At 47.3% G+C, this 19360-nt stretch carries 21 protein-coding genes; all 21 read left to right on the forward strand.

The annotated features are described in order from the left end of the window. The 21 genes from fliN (at position 1) to RH89_RS24505 (ending at position 19360) form a co-directional block, all read left to right on the forward strand. Positions 1-408, forward strand: coding sequence for a flagellar motor switch protein FliN (gene fliN, locus RH89_RS24405; protein ID WP_004407862.1), 408 nt, complete (start codon positions 1-3; stop codon positions 406-408). Between the two features lie 2 nt (positions 409-410). Beyond that, positions 411-791, forward strand: coding sequence for a flagellar biosynthetic protein FliO (fliO, locus tag RH89_RS24410; RefSeq protein WP_004407864.1), 381 nt, complete (start codon positions 411-413; stop codon positions 789-791). Continuing rightward, complete coding sequence (gene fliP, locus RH89_RS24415; RefSeq protein ID WP_004407865.1) at positions 778-1647, forward strand: flagellar type III secretion system pore protein FliP; 870 nt, start codon at positions 778-780, stop codon at positions 1645-1647. Before fliO ends, fliP begins: the two co-directional genes overlap by 14 nt. 12 nt (positions 1648-1659) lie before the next feature. Further along, positions 1660-1929, forward strand: a complete 270-nt coding sequence (gene fliQ / locus RH89_RS24420; RefSeq protein ID WP_004407866.1) for a flagellar biosynthesis protein FliQ — start codon at positions 1660-1662, stop codon at positions 1927-1929. A gap of 7 nt (positions 1930-1936) precedes the next feature. Next, on the forward strand, positions 1937-2719 hold the full coding sequence (gene fliR / locus RH89_RS24425; RefSeq protein ID WP_004407867.1) for a flagellar biosynthetic protein FliR: 783 nt from the start codon (positions 1937-1939) through the stop codon (positions 2717-2719). 9 nt (positions 2720-2728) lie between these two features. Continuing rightward, entirely contained in the window at positions 2729-3859 is a 1131-nt protein-coding gene (flhB, locus tag RH89_RS24430) for a flagellar biosynthesis protein FlhB (protein ID WP_004407868.1), read from the forward strand. 97 nt (positions 3860-3956) lie between these two features. Further along, complete coding sequence (gene flhA / locus RH89_RS24435; protein ID WP_004407869.1) at positions 3957-6050, forward strand: flagellar biosynthesis protein FlhA; 2094 nt, start codon at positions 3957-3959, stop codon at positions 6048-6050. Positions 6051-6092: 42 nt separating this feature from the next. Then, entirely contained in the window at positions 6093-7577 is a 1485-nt protein-coding gene (flhF, locus tag RH89_RS24440; RefSeq protein WP_004407870.1) for a flagellar biosynthesis GTPase FlhF, read from the forward strand. 13 nt (positions 7578-7590) lie between these two features. Continuing rightward, positions 7591-8478 (forward strand): MinD/ParA family protein, encoded by an 888-nt coding sequence (locus RH89_RS24445; RefSeq protein ID WP_004407871.1) that lies wholly within the window; start codon positions 7591-7593, stop codon positions 8476-8478. Continuing rightward, the gene (locus RH89_RS24450; protein ID WP_004407885.1) at positions 8471-9205 is read left to right on the forward strand and encodes an RNA polymerase sigma factor FliA; all 735 of its coding nucleotides are present in this window, start codon (positions 8471-8473) and stop codon (positions 9203-9205) included. Before RH89_RS24445 ends, RH89_RS24450 begins: the two co-directional genes overlap by 8 nt. 44 nt (positions 9206-9249) lie before the next feature. Beyond that, the gene (cheY, locus tag RH89_RS24455; protein WP_000697871.1) at positions 9250-9618 is read left to right on the forward strand and encodes a chemotaxis response regulator CheY; all 369 of its coding nucleotides are present in this window, start codon (positions 9250-9252) and stop codon (positions 9616-9618) included. Positions 9619-9676: 58 nt separating this feature from the next. After that, positions 9677-10399, forward strand: a complete 723-nt coding sequence (locus tag RH89_RS24460; protein WP_004407889.1) for a protein phosphatase CheZ — start codon at positions 9677-9679, stop codon at positions 10397-10399. A 9-nt stretch (positions 10400-10408) separates the two neighbouring features. Then, a complete protein-coding gene (locus RH89_RS24465) occupies positions 10409-12643 on the forward strand; it encodes a chemotaxis protein CheA (protein WP_004407890.1) in 2235 nt (744 codons plus the stop codon). A 13-nt stretch (positions 12644-12656) separates the two neighbouring features. After that, positions 12657-13796: a protein-glutamate methylesterase/protein-glutamine glutaminase gene (locus RH89_RS24470; protein ID WP_004407891.1), complete on the forward strand. Its 1140-nt coding sequence runs from the start codon at positions 12657-12659 to the stop codon at positions 13794-13796. Positions 13797-13805: 9 nt separating this feature from the next. Next, on the forward strand, positions 13806-14582 hold the full coding sequence (locus RH89_RS24475) for a ParA family protein (protein ID WP_004407893.1): 777 nt from the start codon (positions 13806-13808) through the stop codon (positions 14580-14582). Beyond that, the gene (locus RH89_RS24480) at positions 14575-15864 is read left to right on the forward strand and encodes a chemotaxis protein CheW (protein ID WP_004407895.1); all 1290 of its coding nucleotides are present in this window, start codon (positions 14575-14577) and stop codon (positions 15862-15864) included. Before RH89_RS24475 ends, RH89_RS24480 begins: the two co-directional genes overlap by 8 nt. A 39-nt stretch (positions 15865-15903) precedes the next feature. Beyond that, positions 15904-16398 (forward strand): chemotaxis protein CheW, encoded by a 495-nt coding sequence (locus RH89_RS24485; protein WP_004407897.1) that lies wholly within the window; start codon positions 15904-15906, stop codon positions 16396-16398. After that, complete coding sequence (locus RH89_RS24490; RefSeq protein WP_004407899.1) at positions 16398-16898, forward strand: DUF2802 domain-containing protein; 501 nt, start codon at positions 16398-16400, stop codon at positions 16896-16898. Before RH89_RS24485 ends, RH89_RS24490 begins: the two co-directional genes overlap by 1 nt. 252 nt (positions 16899-17150) lie before the next feature. After that, positions 17151-17768: a cytochrome c biogenesis heme-transporting ATPase CcmA gene (gene ccmA, locus RH89_RS24495; protein ID WP_004407901.1), complete on the forward strand. Its 618-nt coding sequence runs from the start codon at positions 17151-17153 to the stop codon at positions 17766-17768. A gap of 1 nt (position 17769) precedes the next feature. Beyond that, entirely contained in the window at positions 17770-18438 is a 669-nt protein-coding gene (ccmB, locus tag RH89_RS24500; protein ID WP_004407903.1) for a heme exporter protein CcmB, read from the forward strand. Between the two features lie 169 nt (positions 18439-18607). Beyond that, positions 18608-19360 (forward strand): heme ABC transporter permease, encoded by a 753-nt coding sequence (locus RH89_RS24505; protein ID WP_004407905.1) that lies wholly within the window; start codon positions 18608-18610, stop codon positions 19358-19360.

The following is a 19360-nucleotide window of genomic DNA, read 5'->3' on the forward strand; positions in this document are numbered from 1 at the left end:
ATGGATCCAAATGAAGACCAGAAACTGGCAGACGAATGGGCAGCCGCGTTAGGTGAAGACCCGTTAGCCGCTGGCGGTGGTGACGATATTGAGGCGGCTCCTCTTGAAGAACTGTCTGATGAACCATCACCTATTTCCGAAGATGAGCGTCGTAAACTCGACACCATCATGGACATCCCCGTTACCATTTCAATGGAGGTCGGGCGTTCCCAAATCAGCATTCGTAACTTGTTGCAACTCAACCAGGGTTCAGTTGTGGAACTGGATCGGGTTGCAGGTGAATCGTTAGATGTACTGGTAAATGGTACTTTGATCGCACACGGCGAAGTGGTCGTGGTGAACGATAAGTTCGGTATTCGATTGACCGACGTAATCAGCCAGACAGAACGAATTAAGAAACTAAGGTAACCATGAAAAAGTCTGTTGGCTGGCTAGTTATGCCTTTTCCTGCGTTTGCTTCCAGTGCCAGTCAGCTGGATATGGCAGCCACATTCGGCTCTCTGCTGTTTGTTATAGCCATCATCTTTATCTTAGCCTGGGCACTCAAACGAATGCGTTTACCCAGTATGATGGGGCAGGACGGGCTTAAGGTGGTTCGTCAGTTACCTGTTGGCACCAAAGAGCGTCTTGTGATTGTTCAGGCAGGGGAAGAGCAATTCCTTGTTGGAATCACTCAGCATTCGATTAACCTGGTGTCCAAGCTCGAAAAACCGATAGAGGATGCCGAGCCAGTACCTGCGCAATTTGCCCAGCAACTGAGTCAGTTATTGAAAAAAGATGAAAAGAAATAATTTTGTCGCTGCCCTATTGGCAGCGTTTCTGTTTTTATGTCAATCAAGCAGTCTTTGGGCGCAGGAAGAATTTGCGACGACTGTCCCTGCTAATTCAGTAGGGGCGGAAAGTATCGCGGTTTCCGAAAGTCAAAGCGGCACGTCGTCATCCAGCGCTTTCATTGCTGGCGGCGCACCGGGAAGTGGTATTCCTGCCATCACAGTTACGACTAATCCTGACGGGTCGGAAGACTATTCCATCAACCTGCAGATTCTGGCGTTAATGACCCTACTGGGCTTTTTGCCCGCGATGGTTATTTTGATGACGTCTTTTACGCGAATCGTCGTGGTTATGTCGATATTACGTCAGGCGTTAGGTCTTCAGCAAACTCCATCGAATCAGGTCATTATTGGTATCGCCATTTTCCTGACCTTTTTCATCATGTCGCCTGTTATCGATAGAGTGAATCAAGAAGCTATTCAGCCATACATTAATGAGCAAGTGACGGCGCGTGATGCCTTCACGCTGGCTCAGGCACCGATGAAAGACTTCATGTTGCAGCAAACTCGGGTGAATGATCTGGAAACCTTTGTAAACATTGCAGGTGCACAGGTAGACAGACCGGAAGATGTTCCGATGAGTATTCTGATTCCAGCATTCATTACTTCAGAGCTGAAAACCGCCTTCCAGATTGGTTTTATGCTCTTTTTGCCGTTTTTGGTCATTGACCTGGTTGTGGCATCGGTTCTGATGGCAATGGGTATGATGATGCTGTCACCTATGATTGTTTCGTTGCCATTTAAACTGATGTTATTCGTGCTGGTGGATGGTTGGAACCTGATATTGTCCACACTCGCGGGCAGTTTCGCGATATAGGGGAGAAGAACCATGACTCCTGAAATGTTCGTTGACCTGTTCAGAGAATCACTTTGGATTGTCTTGGTCATGGTGTGCGCCGCGATTATCCCCAGCCTGATAGTTGGTTTGATTGTAGCGATTTTCCAGGCGGCGACATCGATCAACGAACAAACCCTAAGTTTCCTGCCAAGACTGGTCGTGACATTGCTGGCGCTGATGTTGTTTGGGCATTGGATGACGCGCATGTTGATGGAGTTCTTCTTCGATCTGATTGAGCGTATGCCAATGATCCTACACTGAGGTCGCTATGGAATTTTCCGCCGACATCATTCTCGACTGGATGGGAAACTATTTCTGGCCTTATAGCCGAATTTCAGCCATGCTGATGGTTATGACGGTGACGGGCGCACGGTTTGTTTCTACCCGAATTCGTTTGTACCTTGGGTTAGCCATCACTTTTGCGGTTATGCCTGCTATTCCTGCCGTGCCAGAAGAGCTGGAACTCATGTCTTTTCAAGGTTTCCTGACTACTTTTGAACAATTGGTAATTGGGGTAGCCATGGGTATGGTTACCCAGTTTATGCTTCAGACTTTCGTTGTTCTGGGTCAGATTTTGGGTATGCAGGCCAGCTTGGGTTTTGCATCCATGGTTGACCCAGCCAATGGTCAGAACACGCCCTTGCTGGGTCAGCTATTCATGTTTCTGGCGACCATGTTTTTCTTGTCGACAGACGGACATTTACAGATGATCCAATTGGTTGTGATGAGCTTTACGACATTACCGATTGGTGAAGGAGCGCTCAACACGGTGGATTACCGTGAGTTAGCCTTGTGGTTTGGTGCCATGTTTAAGATGGCATTGAGCATGTCGCTGTCGGGCATTATTGCCTTGTTAACGATTAATTTGTCGTTTGGTGTCATGACCAGAGCGGCGCCTCAGCTGAATATTTTTTCCTTGGGTTTTGCCTTTGCTTTGTTGGTGGGGCTGCTGATTTGCTGGTACATCATCGCTGGCATTTATACCCACTATGACCTTTACTGGATTGAAGGCAGAGACCAGATATGTCGGCTTGTTCGAATCAATTGTTAGGAGGCTGATTTGGCAGAATCAGACGGCCAGGAACGGACAGAAGACGCCACGCCCAGGCGGCTAAAACAGGCAAGAGAGAAGGGACAGGTCGCCCGCTCAAAGGAACTCGCTTCCGTGTCTGTTTTAGTTGTAGGGTCGGTGGCGTTAATGTGGTTTGGTGAATCCCTTGCAAGAGGGTTATTCACGATTATGTCGCGTCTGTTTACCTTAAGCCGAGAGGAAATTTACGACTTCGGAAAACTGCTGGAAATCATTTCCGGCGCTTTCGTGTATCTGCTCCTTCCACTTCTTCTGATTCTGATCACCTTGTTTGTCGCTGCACTTGCAGGAGCTGCCGGTGTTGGAGGAATCAGCTTTTCCGTCGAAGCGGCAATGCCTAAAGCGTCAAAGATGAACCCGCTGAGTGGTCTTAAGCGTATGGTAGGCATGCAGAGCTGGGTCGAGCTGATTAAGTCGATACTCAAAGTGATACTGGTTGCGGGAGTTGCGTTTTACTTAATTCAGGCATCTCGTACCGACCTGTTCCAGCTCAGCTTAGATTTGTACCCAGCCAATATCTTTCACGCACTCGATATTCTTCTTAACTTTATTTTGCTGATCAGTTGCTCGCTGCTGGTGGTTGTTGCTATCGATATCCCTTTTCAGATCTGGCAGCACGCCAATCAGCTGAAGATGACCAAACAAGAAGTGAAAGACGAATTCAAAGAGACCGAAGGTAAACCAGAAGTAAAAGGTCGCATCCGGATGCTTCAAAGAGAAATGGCCCAGCGTCGCATGATGGCAGATGTTCCACAGGCGGATGTGATCATTACCAACCCGGAGCATTTCTCTGTCGCACTGCGTTATAACCAGAAGACCGACAAGGCTCCGGTAGTGGTTGCCAAAGGTACCGATCATATCGCACTTAAGATTCGTGAAATCGCACGAGAGCACGATATTTACGTAGTACCTGCTCCGCCTCTTGCGCGAGCTTTGTATCACTCTACTGAGCTGGAACAGCAAATTCCTGACGGTCTATTTACGGCAGTCGCGCAGGTTCTGGCGTATGTTTTCCAGCTTAAGCAGTTCCGTAAGCGAGGGGGAGAACGACCCACACTTCAAGAGAAGAATATGCCTATTCCGCCTGACCTAAGATATTGATTTTCTGTAGACAAATTTTTGACTATTCAGATGGACTGGAATTTGCATAATAGCCTTCACTTTGCGTTTTTGTATTTAAATCTTCTACTTAACTTCTATGAAATTGAACCTGCCGTTTGCAGAGAAGCTGCCTAAACTGCCAAATCGCGCCATGCCAGCGATAGGGGCTCCAGTACTCGTCCTTGCTACCCTTGCAATGGTCGTGCTACCCATGCCTCCATTTTTGCTCGACTTGATGTTCACCTTTAACATCGCGTTGGCTATGGTTGTGCTTCTGGTTACCGTTTACACACGTCGCCCACTGGATTTCGCGGCTTTTCCAACTGTGCTGCTAATCGCAACTTTGATGAGACTTGCATTGAACGTAGCGTCCACACGTGTGGTTCTTCTCTACGGTCATGAAGGTTCGGGTGCGGCTGGTAACGTTATCGAAGCGTTCGGTAATGTGGTTATCGGAGGCAACTACGCCGTGGGTTTGGTTGTCTTCCTCATCTTGATGATCATTAACTTTATGGTTGTCACCAAAGGTGCAGGGCGTATTTCGGAAGTCAGTGCTCGATTTACTCTTGATGCCTTACCCGGTAAGCAAATGGCGATTGATGCCGACCTGAACGCAGGGCTTATCGATCAGGAACAGGCACGGACAAGACGTTCCGAGGTGACCAAAGAAGCAGATTTCTACGGTTCAATGGACGGTGCTTCTAAATTCGTAAAAGGGGATGCCATCGCAGGTATTTTGATCCTCTTCATCAACATTGTGGGTGGTCTGTCGATTGGTATGATCCAATACGACGTAGCATTTGGCGATGCGGTTCAAATCTACACACTGCTGACCATTGGTGATGGTCTGGTTGCTCAAATCCCGTCACTTTTGCTTTCTATCGGCGCTGCCATCATGGTAACTCGCCAAAATACCGACGAAGACATGGGACAGCAGATGGTGTTCCAGATGTTCGACAATCCCAAAGCTCTGATGATTACCGCGGGTATTCTTGGGGTTATGGGTATAGTGCCGGGAATGCCTCATTTCGCATTTCTACTGCTGGCGGCTATCGCAGGTGGTGGAGCTTACTACATTCGTAAGAAGCAGAAAGAAGAAGCCGAGAAACCGAAAACACCGGCTAAAACAGAATCTGAGCCCGTTTCTCAGAAAGAACTTTCGTGGGATGACGTACAGCCTGTTGATGTGATTGGTCTGGAAGTTGGCTATCGACTCATTCCACTGGTGGACAGAGACCAAGGCGGGGAGTTATTAGAACGCGTGAAAGGTGTGCGTAAGAAGCTTTCCCAAGACTTTGGCTTCCTGATTCCTGCGGTGCACATACGAGATAATCTGGAACTGCCACCCAACAGCTACCGAATCACTTTGATGGGGGTTGCGGTCGGTGAAGCTGAGATTCGCGCAGATCAGGAACTGGCCATTAACCCGGGTCAGGTCTATGGTGTGGTAGAAGGGGAAGCCACGATAGACCCCGCCTTTGGTCTGGAAGCGGTATGGGTGAAAGATGATCAGAAAGAAACGGCCCAAGCGCTGGGTTATACCGTAGTGGATTCTTCCACCGTTCTGGCTACTCATCTAAGTCAGTTGCTGACGAATAACGCGTCTCAGTTGATTGGTCATGAAGAAGTTCAGAACCTGCTGGAAATGCTTGGACGAAATGCACCGAAACTGGTCGAGAATTTTGTGCCGGATCAGCTTCAGCTTGGTGTTGTTGTAAAAGTGCTGCAAAACCTACTAAACGAAGCCATTCCAATCAGAGATATTCGAACAATTGTTCAGACTTTGTCCGAGTATTCATCAAAGAGTCAAGAACCCGACATCCTTACAGCGGCAGTTCGCATTTCACTGAAACGCTTAATTGTACAGGAAATCAATGGTATAGAGCCTGAGTTACCTGTCATTACTTTGATTCCTGAACTGGAACAAATATTGCATCAGACTATGCAGGCGTCAGGTGGAGAGTCTGCTGGAATTGAGCCAGGGTTAGCAGAAAGATTGCAATCCTCACTCAGCCAGGCCACACATGACCAAGAACTCAAGGGTGAGCCTGCTGTACTGCTGACTTCGGGTGTATTAAGAACCACACTAGCGAAATTCGTTAAGAACACTATCCCGAATTTAAGAGTGCTCTCTTATCAGGAAATACCTGATGAAAAGCAAATCCGAATTGTTCAGGCTGTCGGTAATTAACCGCTGACGGGAATCAACCAAAGTTAGACTTGGAAAGCGATTTTGAAAATTAAACGATTTTTTGCCAAAGATATGCGTGGCGCATTGTTACAAGTGAAAGAAGAGCTTGGTTCCGATGCGGTCATCATGTCTAACAAGCGAGTCACAGGCGGTGTCGAGATTGTGGCGGCTGTCGATGGTGACGGCGCGGCAAAAAATGGATCGAGAGATTCAGGCCTAGCTCGCCAAACCGATGAATACTCACAAATGTCGCCTAAGCGTGAACTGAAAGAAGATCGAGTTAGTCTTGGCGGGAACGGTACAGGCGCAAGCGGGTCGATGACACGCCGTTTTGCCAATATGCTCAAGCAGTACAGTCAGGAAGCGGAACCAGAAAAGAATACTGAAGCCGATTCCCTTGAGGCACTTCTAAAGCGTCAGTCTGCCGGAAACGATCAAGACCCATACGATCGTCGACGCCCAGCGTCAGGAAGCAGCCGTTCTCTGGCTGAAGAATCCGGTCTTTCTCGTCTTCTGAAAGACGATCAGTCACAGGACCGCCGAGCACCTAAGCTTGACCCAACCCGATACGATAAGGGCGAGCGCGATAACCGAGACAAAGCTAATACTGAAGAATTAGAAAGTATGCGCGAAGAGATGACGTCAATCCGTCGTCTTCTGGAACATCAGGTATCCGGCTTGATGTGGCAGGAAGTGGAAAGAAGAGAGCCACTTCGTGCAATGCTCATTAAACGTCTTGAAAGAATGGGGGTTTCTCAGGAGCTGGCTGATCAGATGGCTTGTTACATCCCTGAAGACACACCTCCTGTTCATGCGTGGAAAGCACTGCTTGGGCTTATTTCCGACCAAATCACCATTCCAAGAGAAGACATTCTTAAACGTGGCGGTGTCGTTGCTCTACTCGGACCAACCGGGGTGGGTAAAACGACTACGGTCGCAAAACTGGCAGCGCGCGCTGCAATGGAGTACGGCGCCGACAACGTCGCACTCGTCACCACCGACACATATCGTATCGGTGCTCACGAACAATTATCGATTTATGGTCGAATTATGGGTTGTCCGGTAAGAGTTGCTAAAGATTCTGAGCAACTTGCCGAAGTCATATATCAGCTTAGAAATCGAAGACTTATCTTAATTGATACAGCAGGAATGGGGCAGCGTGATGTCCGGCTTTCCGAGCAGTTAGACACGCTCATGCAAGAAAGCGGTGAAGTCATCAACAGCTACCTCGTACTGCCGACCACAGCACAGCGACAGGTGCTTCAGGAAACGATCGATCATTTTAAACGGATTCCTCTATCTGGTTGCATTTTAACCAAGCTAGACGAGTCTCTGAGCTTAGGAGAGGTTATCAGCGTGGTTATTCAAAACGCCATCCCTGTGGCTTATATCGCCAACGGACAAAGGGTGCCAGAGGATATTGTGATAGCCCAACCTAAGTACATGCTTGCAAAAGCAAACGAGTTGCTAGAGAAGTCAGCGGAAGATGAACCTCACTATTGGAATAGTGAATCGGAAGGACTTTAGGCGGCGGAATATTATGAATAAAGATATGATACAAGATCAAGCAAGCGGCCTCCGTCGCTTAACGCAACCAACTCTTACTAAAGTAATTTCTGTTACTGGCGGTAAAGGCGGCGTTGGTAAAACAAATGTCACACTTGGTTTAGCGCTTTCCATGGCACGTCAAGGCAAAAAAGTTGTAGTGTTAGACGCCGATCTCGGCTTGGCTAACGTTGACGTAATGCTGGGTATTAGACCAAAAAGAAACCTGGGACATGTGTTAGCTGGTGAATGTGAGCTAAAAGACGCTATGGTCGAAGGACCACATGGCGTTAAAATTATTCCAGCAACTTCTGGTACTCAGAGCATGACAGAGTTGTCACCAGCCCAACATGCTGGTTTAATTCGTGCTTTCGGGTCTCTTGAAGAAGATATAGACGTACTTCTGATAGATACCGCTGCGGGTATTTCGGATATGGTCGTAAGTTTTTCACGAGCAGCTCAAGATGTTTTAGTTGTTGTGTGTGATGAACCTACGTCAATCACGGATGCATATGCTTTAATTAAATTATTAAGTCGCGAACATCAGGTGCAGCGCTTTAAAATTGTTGCCAATATGGTAAGAAGTTACCGTGAAGGGCGAGAATTGTTTGCAAAGTTGACCTTGGTCACAGAGAGATTTCTGAATGTTAGTCTAGAGCTCGTCGCATGTATCCCGCTTGATGATAAAGTACGTCAATCGGTGAAGAAGCAGAAAATTGTTGTAGACGCTTTTCCGCGATCTCCAGCCGCTCTGGCCATCAGTTCGTTAGCAAACAAAGCATTAACCTGGCCAATTCCTAAAACTCCGAGTGGACATTTAGAGTTTTTTGTTGAACGCTTACTTAATAACAGAGAAGTAGCAGGAGAGCCTTTTGGTGACTAAGCCGCTGACATACGATCAATTTGGCAATCCAGGAAATCAATCCGCTTTTCTGGAGCGCTATTCCGATCTTGTAAAGCGAATTGCCCATCATTTAATCGGTCGGTTGCCTCCAAGTGTCTTGGTGGACGACCTGATTCAAGCCGGAATGATCGGGTTAATTGAAGCTCAACAAAACTACGATGGCAGTAAGGGCGCAAGCTTTGAAACGTACGCTGGTATTCGGATTCGCGGAGCCATGTTGGATGAAATGCGACGCGGAGATTGGGTACCCAGATCGGTACATAAGAATAATCGAACCATCAGTCAGGCGATAAATGAGCTAGAATCACAATTGAACCGTGATCCAACTGATGCAGAAGTAGCCAAACACTTAAATATGTCGTTAGAACAGTACCATAATGCGCTAACTGATATAAACTGTTCTCGGCTGGTGGGTATTGAAGACCTGGGAGTGTCGGAAGATGCAATTTCTCCTCACGAAGTGTCTGAAGATAACCTACCATTCAAAGGGGTAGCAGACGAATCTTTTCGCCATGCCCTTGTTGAAGCTATTAAAACGCTTCCTGAACGGGAAGCCTTAGTTCTCTCGCTTTATTACGATGAAGAGCTAAATTTAAAAGAAATTGGGGAAGTATTGGATGTCAGCGAATCTCGCGTTAGCCAAATACATAGCCAATCTATGCAACGTTTACGAGCTAAACTTAGCGCGTGGACACTTAACGAGTAATAACACTGACTTCGACCTCAGTGGAGGCAATTTTGAATAAAAACATGAAGATCCTCATTGTTGACGACTTTTCAACAATGCGCCGTATTGTTAAAAACCTACTTCGTGACTTGGGTTTCAACAACACTCAGGAAGCTGATGATGGTCTTACCGCTCTACCAATGCTGAAAAAAGGTGAGTTCGACTTTGTCGTAACTGACTGGAACATGCCGGGTATGCAGGGGATTGACCTTCTGAAGAATATCCGTGCAGACGACGAGCTCAAACACCTTCCTGTTTTGATGATTACTGCTGAAGCGAAGCGTGAGCAAATCATCGAAGCGGCACAGGCAGGGGTGAATGGTTACATTGTTAAACCTTTCACAGCAGCAACGCTGAAAGAAAAACTAGATAAGATCTTCGAGCGTTTGTAAGCCACGATTACGCTTATAACAAACATACTTACAGAGGCGTTGAAAGGGCAAAAGTAGAATGATTTCTTTAGAGCAAGCGAAAGAGTTGGTGAGCTTGTTGGAAAACGACAAGCAACAAGAAGCTAATGATCTCGTACAATTCATTTCCAAGTCTATCGACAACCCAGTGATCCATGAAATTGGCACACTCACTCGTGAATTGCATGACTCTTTGACGCAATTCAAAGTCGATCAACGGATGAATGAAATCGCTACGGATGAAATCCCCGACGCGAGGGATCGTCTAGAGTATGTGATAGAAAAAACGGAAACCGCCGCAAACAAAACCATGGACGCGGTAGAACGTTCTCTTCCAATGGCTGACAACTTGCATGAACACTTAATGCAGGTTCGCCCTCAGTGGAACCGTCTAATGAATGGTCGTATTGAGCTGGACGAGTTTAAATCTCTTTGCCATCGAATCGATGAGCTGATGACCCAGGTTGAAGGGGACAGTTCTGAGTTGAGAAGCCAGTTAACGGAAATTCTCATGGCTCAGGACTTTCAGGACCTCACTGGTCAAATCATCAGACGTGTCATTACCTTAGTTCGTGAGGTAGAAGACCGACTTGTCGAGATTTTGACGGCCTTTGGTGTTGAGCAACAAACAGACAAGCAGGAAGAGAACAAAGCGAAGAAAGGTGCCGAAGCAGAAGGCCCTATTATCAACGCTCATGAGCGTGAGGACGCTGTCTCTTCACAAGACGATGTTGATGACTTGCTGTCGAGTCTTGGCTTCTAGGGGTAAGATATGAGTTACGAATTAGACGAAGATATTCTACAGGACTTTTTGGTCGAGGCTGGTGAGATCCTGGAACTGCTTTCGGAGCAGTTAATAGAACTGGAAAACAATCCAGACGATAAAGACCTGTTGAATGCAATTTTCCGAGGTTTCCACACCGTAAAAGGGGGTGCTGGATTCTTAGCCCTGACAGAACTCGTTGATGTTTGTCACGGCGCGGAGAACATCTTCGACATTCTGCGTAATGGTCAGCGTTCAGTAACAGCTGAGCTGATGGATACAATTCTGCAAGCTTTGGATGCCGTAAACGTCATGTTTGAAGCGGTGCAGGAAAGATCACCACTGACACCTGCCGACCCTGCTTTGATTGAAGACCTCCACCGCCTCTGTAAACCCGAGAGCGAAGATGAAGTCGCCGCTGAAGCTGTTGCAGAAGCCCCTGCACCAGTCGTTGAGCCGGAACCTGTCCCAGAACCTGTCGCTCCTGCACCTGCTCCGGAAGCATCTGGCGGTGACAACGGATCGATTGACGAAATCACCCAGGATGAATTCGAAGCCCTGCTCGATGAATTACACGGTAAAGGCACGCCTCCGACAACTGGTGGAACGGCTCCTGCACCAGCATCTGACCCAGCACCAAGTGCAGGCGCTGCGGCTGGTGGCGACGATATAACCGACGACGAATTTGAAAAACTGCTGGATGAACTGCATGGTTCAGGCGGCAGTCCAAGTAATGCTTCTGCTCCGGCAGCAGCCCCTGCGGCACCAGCGCCTACACCAGCAGCTTCTGCTGGCGGTGATGGCGATTTGATGACCGATGATGAGTTTGAAAATCTTCTGGATCAATTGCACGGTTCAGGAAAAGGTCCTTCACCTGAAGAGCTTGAAGCAGCGACTAAGCCTGTAGAGCCAACTCCAGCTCCGGCACCAGCTGCTGCAGCGAAACCTGCACCTAAGCCAGAACCAAAACCGGCACCGAAGCCTGCTGAAAAACCAGCAGCGCCAGCAAAACCTGCTGCGAAAGCGCAAGCTCCAGCTGCTGCAAAAGATGCGAAGAAACCACAAGCTGATGCTACCGTTCGTGTTGATACATCGACGCTGGATGACATCATGAACATGGTGGGTGAGCTCGTACTGGTTCGTAACCGTTTAGTGAGTCTGGGTCTGAATAGCAACGACGAAGAAATGTCGAAAGCGGTTGCCAACCTCGACGTGGTGACTGCCGACCTTCAAGGCGCGGTAATGAAGACTCGAATGCAGCCAATCAAGAAAGTGTTTGGTCGATTCCCTCGAGTTGTACGTGATATCGCACGTAGCCTGAAGAAAGACATTGTGCTTGAAATGCGCGGTGAAGAAACCGATTTGGATAAGAACTTAGTAGAAGCTCTGGCGGATCCATTGATTCACTTGGTTCGTAACTCGGTTGACCACGGTATTGAAATGCCGGATGTCCGTGTTGAGAACGGAAAACCACGTACGGGTAAAGTGATTCTTTCTGCATCTCAGGAAGGTGATCATATCGAACTGAGCATCGTTGATGACGGTGGTGGTATGAATGCCGACAAGCTAAGAAGCATCGCTGTTGAGCGTGGTCTTATGGACGCTGACGCCGCAGGGCGCTTGTCTCCAAAAGAATGCTACAACCTGATCTTCATGCCTGGTTTCTCAACTAAGACTGAAATCTCTGACATCTCTGGTCGTGGTGTAGGTATGGACGTTGTGAAAACGGCGATCAATACCCTGAATGGTTCGATAGATATCGATTCTGAAATGGGTAAAGGTACTAAGATCACCATCAAAGTGCCTCTGACTCTGGCTATCCTTCCTACTCTGATGGTGGGTGTATCTGGTCAGCCATTTGCATTGCCTCTGGCGAGCGTAAATGAGATTTTCCACTTAGATCTGAGCAAAACCAACACAGTAGATGGTCAACTTACGATCATAGTTCGAGAAAAATCCATTCCTTTGTTCTACCTTCAGCATTGGTTAGTACCAGACAGCGCTAACGGTCAGAAGAAGTCTAACCACGGTCATGTAGTGATTGTTCAGCTGGGTAGTCAGCGTGTTGGCTTCGTGGTTGACTCATTGATTGGTCAAGAAGAAGTGGTTATCAAACCACTCGACGAATTACTACAAGGTACTCCAGGTATGGCTGGTGCAACGATTACCAGTGACGGTCATATCGCATTGATTCTAGATGTACCGAACTTATTGAAGAAATATGCCACTCGCTCGCATATTTAATTGAAGGGATAATATGGCGGTAAGAGTATTAGTAGTTGATGATTCAAGTTTTTTTCGCCGACGCGTTAGTGAAATTATCAACTCAGATCCGCGCCTTGAAGTAGTGGATATGGCTGTCAACGGCAAAGAAGCCGTTGATAAAGCCATCAAATTGAAACCTGATGTCATTACTATGGACATCGAGATGCCTGTCATGGATGGCATTACCGCTGTCCGTGAAATAATGAAGGCGCAACCGACGCCTATCTTGATGTTTTCTTCGCTTACACATGACGGTGCTAAAGCAACGCTAGATGCACTGGATGCCGGGGCTTTGGATTTCTTACCTAAGAAATTTGAAGATATTGCACGTAACCGCGATGAAGCTGTAAACCTGCTTCAGCAACGTGTTCAGGAAATCTCCAGGAAACGTGCATTTCTGCGTCGCCCAATTGGCGGTGCAGCGACCACAGCTCCTACGAGCACGACACGCTCAACAGCCAGACCAGCAACGACTTCGTTACAGCGACCAGCACCTGCTGCTCCCGCTCCAGAACGTGGTCGTCCTGTTGCCGCTAAGTTTCGTGCGACAGGTAAGAAATATCAATTGACTGCGATTGGCACCTCCACCGGAGGACCCGTTGCACTTCAAAAGATTCTTACCAAGCTACCTGTCAACTACCCACATCCAATTGTGCTTATACAGCACATGCCTGCCACCTTTACAGCAGCTTTCGCTGCTCGCTTAAACTCACTGTGTAAGATTCAGGTGAAAGAAGCAGAAGATGGCGATGTGTTGAAACCGGGTTGTGCTTACCTCGCACCTGGTGGTAAGCAAATGATGATTGATGGTCGTCCTGGTTCCGCCAAGCTGAGAATCATCGATGGCGGTGATCGCATGAATTACAAACCTTGTGTTGATGTGACATTCGGATCGGCTGCCAAGATTTATCAAGACAAAGTGCTCTCCATGGTTTTAACCGGTATGGGTGCAGACGGGCGTGAAGGCTCTCGTATGTTGAAAGCCGCCGGAGCGACTATTTGGGCACAAGACGAAGAAAGTTGTGTGGTATATGGAATGCCACAGGCAGTGGCAAAAGCTGGCTTATCAACCGAGGATTTGCCTCTGGACAGGATTGCGGAGCGCATGCTGGTTGAAGTTGGACTATCGTAAGGAGCCAATGTGGTAGTTTGGAGCGTTGCTAACCAAAAAGGTGGTGTAGGGAAGACCACGACAACGGTCACTCTGGCAGGACTTTTGAGCAAGCAGGGACATCGTGTCCTGCTTGTGGATACTGATCCTCATGGGTCGCTAACGACTTACCTGGGGTACGACTCGGATGAGGTTCCATCCAGTCTATTTGACCTATTCCAGCTTAGACAAGTCGAGAAAGACAATGTGCAAGCCCTGATATTGGGCACCGATATTGAAAACATTGATATTGTACCTGCACACATGTCTCTGGCTACGCTGGATCGTGTCATGGGTAATCGCAGCGGCATGGGGCTGATTCTGAAAAAAGCGTTGATTTCCGTTGAAGATGAGTACGATTACGTGCTTATTGATTGCCCGCCTATTCTTGGGGTAATGATGGTAAATGCGCTGGCTGCCAGCGATCGCATTTTGATACCGGTTCAGACCGAGTTCCTCGCTATGAAAGGTTTGGAGCGCATGGTTCGAACGCTGGCTATCATGCAGAAATCTCGACCAGACCCGTTCAAGACGACTATCGTTCCAACCATGTACGATAAGCGCACCAATGCGTCATTGCAGACTCTGACTCAGTTGAAGAAAGGTTATCCGAATCAGGTCTGGCCTTCCGCTATCCCAATTGATACAAAATTTCGCGATGCGAGCTTAAAACACTTACCTGCCTCACATTTTGCGTCTGGCAGTCGTGGCGTTTTTGCCTATAAGCAGCTATTACTTTATCTCGAGAGGTTAGCTTTCGATGATTAAAGATTCAGTGCTTTCGAGTGAACAGGCTTTGGATGAATATTTTACCTCGCTTCTTGATGAAGAGGGGTTAATGTCGTCCGTAGAAGCTGAGGCTCGCGAAGCGCAAAACGCCGCCGTTGCAGAAAAAACACCCGTTTCGGAAGAAATGGTGGCAGAAGTTCCTACCGAGATTTCTACTGATAGTGTTCCGAGTGAACAAGCCGATAGCGCAATAGACTCTTCTGATGCAGAAACAGAAGAACTAGCAGTTGATACTGCAAGCGCTGAGGACCTGTCAGACCAGGGCCAGGAAACTCAAGAACAAGAATTAGATGAAGCTCAGCCAGAGCAGGAAGAAGAACCGAATCTGGCTGACTACGGGTTAGAACTTCAGCCAGAAGTACAACCTGAGCCTATTCCGTCCTATACTGAAACTGTATACAACGAATTTGAAGCACCTGATTTAGAGGATGTTCAAAGGCTGCTTAGCCAGCTTGAGTCAACCAACATTGCTGATGAACCAGAAATTGAAGAGCTTATCGTTCAGAACACAGCGGAAATTGCCACGCTAAGCCCTGAAGAGGATGTTGTTGAAGAAGTTGCTGTTGAAGAGCCAGCAGTCGAGGTGGTTTCTGACGAGATTCAAAGCTGGGATGTCACAGAACCTGTTGTGGAAGATATTCCAGAGGTTCAGGAAGTTCAGACCCAGGAAGAAGTGGTTCAGGAGGAAGTATCTGAACCTGAGGTTGAAGTACAGGAACCTGAATCCACCGTTGATACTGAAGTGGACGCAGCACCAGAAACTCAAAGTGGCGGTGATGCAGAAGATACTTGGCACACTGTTGCAAGAAATGAAGCGTTTCAGGCACTTTATTTTGACGTAAATGGTGTGACATTTGCGGTTCCTTTGGATGAGTTAGGTGGTATTCATCGTAAGAACGAAGAGCTTAACCACCTAATTGGAAGACCAGATTGGTACCTGGGGCTGCAAACGAACCGGAGTGACCAGCTAGACGTTGTGGACACGGCTCGTTGGGTGATGTCTGAGAAATTGACAGATAACTCTCATCGAGAAAATTACGAATACATCGTCATGTTGGGTGAAAGCCATTGGGGGTTAGCCGCGAACAAACTGTTGGGGACAGAGTGGCTGGACCCAGAAAAAGTTCGCTGGCGTGAAAGCGCAGGCAAAAGACCTTGGCTCGCTGGCATGGTTAAAGAAAAAATGTGTGCTTTAATTCATGTAGAAGAATTAGTTTCCATGCTCAATGCTGGGCTGGACGTCAAAGCATTAGACAGTTAGTAGTAGAATTGTCGGTAGCGACACAAATGAGGATAAAACATGTCTCAAGCTAATGAAGTAGAAGTAAGAAAAGACCAAGTTAACGACGAGGTACTGCAGTGGGTAACGTTTCAGCTAGAAGATGAGACTTACGGTATTAACGTAATGCAGGTACGCGAAGTTCTTCGCTACACCGAAATTGCTCCAGTACCTGGTGCACCAGATTACGTACTGGGTATCATCAATCTTCGCGGTAACGTTGTCACGGTTATCGATACTCGCTCACGTTTTGGTCTGATGCAGGGTGAGATTACCGACAACACTCGTATTATCGTTATCGAATCTGAGCGTCAGGTTATCGGTATCCTGGTGGATAGCGTAGCCGAAGTGGTTTACCTGCGTTCTTCTGAAATCGACACCACTCCAAGCGTTGGTACAGATGAAAGTGCCAAGTTCATCCAGGGTGTAAGCAACCGTGATGGTAAGCTTCTAATCTTGGTTGACCTGAACAAACTTCTTTCTGACGAAGAGTGGGAAGAAATGGCTCACCTATAATGGCTGACGAGTTGTATTCTGTTTTGCCATTGGTAGCGGGCGGCTCCGTTTTAGTCGCTTCGTTGCTAGTGATCGTTTTTCTTCGAGTAAGAAAGAGCAGCCGCCAGAAAGCGGATCAGCATAGACAGCAAGTTCGTGGTTTGGAAAAAGAACTACAAAAAACGAACAAACAATTGCTGGAAGTGCGCTCTGTAATGGTGGGACTCGGTCAGAAAGTCGCTGAGCAGCAAGATCTGATTCAGCATATCAGCGAGAGAATTACTGAATTAGAGCATACAGATAACGACGGCAGGCTTTATACTCGCGCCAGTAAAATGGTGCAGTTAGGGGCAGGCATAAACGAACTCATAGAAGAGTGTGAATTGCCAAAAGCCGAAGCCGAGTTAATGATGTCACTGCAAAACAAAATAGCAGGCAAGGAAAAAGTGCCTCCATTAAGTGGTCGTGCTGCACCTCGCCGAAGACAAGATCAAAGACGTCCTCAAAAAAACGTAAAATGATCCAAAAGATACTTCTACATAACGAAAGGGAGCCCGGCGGCTCCTTTTTTGTTTTTCGGCGCTCGTCATCGTCCAAGAGTTCGGGTATCCGCAAATTAAAACAAGTTATTTGATCAAGTGAACAGATTTAATGTTTTGTGATGATTCATTAACAGATTTTTACTCAGTTTCGTGAAACTCAGAACAGTGTTCCCCTTTAGAGTGGTGGGCATTGTGCTAAGATATACCCTCAATAAAATCAAGACTTTTACCATGTTAGACGTATCCAACCTTACTGCTGTTCGTGATGAAAGAGTGTTGTTCGAGTCTCTTTCCTTTCAAGTAAACCCTGGAGATCTACTCCAAATTGAAGGTCGAAATGGAACTGGAAAAACCACGTTATTGAGAATTGTCGCAGGGCTTGGAGACTCAGAGAGTGGCGAAATTCAGTGGAAGGGAGAGAGCATTTTCTCTTCAAGGGAAGAATACCATTCAGACCTGCTGTTTCTCGGACACCAGACAGGCGTAAAAAAAGAGCTGAGTGCATACGAAAATCTTGCTTACTACATGCAAGTTCATCAAGGAAAGAGTGACGAAGACGCACTATGGAAAGCACTTGCTCAGGTTGGTCTAGCAGGAAGAGAGGACATTCCTGCTGGCAAGCTTTCTGCTGGTCAGCAGCGTCGGGTTGCACTGGCTCGTTTATGGTTAAGTGAGCACCCACTCTGGATTCTTGATGAGCCTTTAACTGCGATAGATAAACAAGGCGTCAAAGTATTGGAATCTCTATTCGCAGGGCATGCTGAGAAAGGTGGAATGGTTTTGCTGACCACGCACCAAGACATGTTTACCGACAACTCTCTACTAAGAAAAATCAAGTTGGGTGATTAATATGATAAGCGCCATGGTAGCCATCGTCCGTCGGGAATTATTAATCGCATTTCGCCGACAGGCCGATATCTTAAACCCGCTCTGGTTCTTTATTATTGTGGTTACACTCTTTCCGTTGAGTATTGGTCCTGAGCCCAATTTGCTTGCCAGAATTTCGTCAGGAATCGTTTGGGTAGCCGCTTTACTTTCCGCACTGCTTTCTCTTGAAAGGCTGTTTCGTGACGACTTCCAGGATGGCGCACTTGAGCAAATGATGCTGATGCCCATCCCTTTACCTTTAGCAGTTATGGCGAAAGTGATTGCTCACTGGCTGCTTACTGGCGTCCCTCTGATTCTTATTAGCCCGCTTTTGGCTATTTTGCTGTCTTTAGACTTTAATACTTGGAGTGCCGTTGTTTTAACGTTACTCATCGGCACACCTACGTTGAGCTTTGTCGGGGCAATTGGCGTTGCACTAACTGTCGGGTTGCAAAAAGGAGGGGTACTTCTGAGCCTCCTTGTGTTACCGCTATATATACCGATCTTAATCTTTGCAACATCAGCAATTGACGCAGCGGGCTTAGGCGTTGCGTATAACGGACAACTGGCAATTCTTGGTGCAATGCTTGCGGGAGCGGCAACATTAACACCATTTGCGATAAGTGCATCACTGCGCATAAGTGTCAATTGATATTGAACAAGTTTTTTTAGTTAACATTCCGTTAAAGTGATAGGAATGTGCTACAGGTTTAAAGATGACAGTCTCTAAACCTCGCAATTTCAAAATTAATATTACAACTTCCGTGGACCGCTAGAGTCTTAAATAAGGAAGCCCTAGAAGTAAGAGTGAGACCTTAACCATGTGGAAATGGCTACATCCCTATGCCAAGCCCGAGAATGCCTATAGGCTGAGCGACAAGCTCTTGCCATGGTTTTCTATTCTTGCGGCTGTGTTTCTCGTCACCGGTACCATTTGGGGGCTGGCTTACGCGCCTTCCGACTATCAACAGGGTGACAGTTTTCGAATCATCTACATCCATGTTCCTTCGGCTATCTGGTCGATGGGGGTTTACATGTCGATGGCGATTGCCGCCTTTATAGGTTTGGTTTGGCAACTCAAGTTGTCAGATATGGCAGCCGCTGCAATGGCACCAATTGGTGCGGTATACACCTTTATTGCCCTTGTAACAGGCGCAGTATGGGGTAAACCAATGTGGGGCACGTGGTGGGTTTGGGATGCTCGTTTAACTTCTGAATTGATCCTGTTGTTCCTATATCTTGGCGTGATCGCGTTGTATCACGCGTTTGACGATCAGAAAACCGGGGCTAAAGCAGCAGGGATACTGGCAATAGTCGGCGTAATCAACCTTCCTATCATTCACTTCTCCGTTGAATGGTGGAATACCCTTCACCAAGGGGCAACCATTACCAAATTTGCCAAGCCTTCTATCTCTAACGACATGCTTTGGCCGCTACTGCTGAATATTCTGGGTTTCGCTTTCTTTTTTGGAGCACTGACTCTGATCCGATTCAAGAATGAAATCATAAGCAAAGAGAGCCACCGTCCTTGGGTTCAAGCGTTGGCATCATCTCCACTTGGCGTTAAGAGGTAG

This window comes from Vibrio nigripulchritudo ATCC 27043 (assembly GCF_000222685.1).
GTDB classification, from domain to species: domain Bacteria; phylum Pseudomonadota; class Gammaproteobacteria; order Enterobacterales; family Vibrionaceae; genus Vibrio; species Vibrio nigripulchritudo.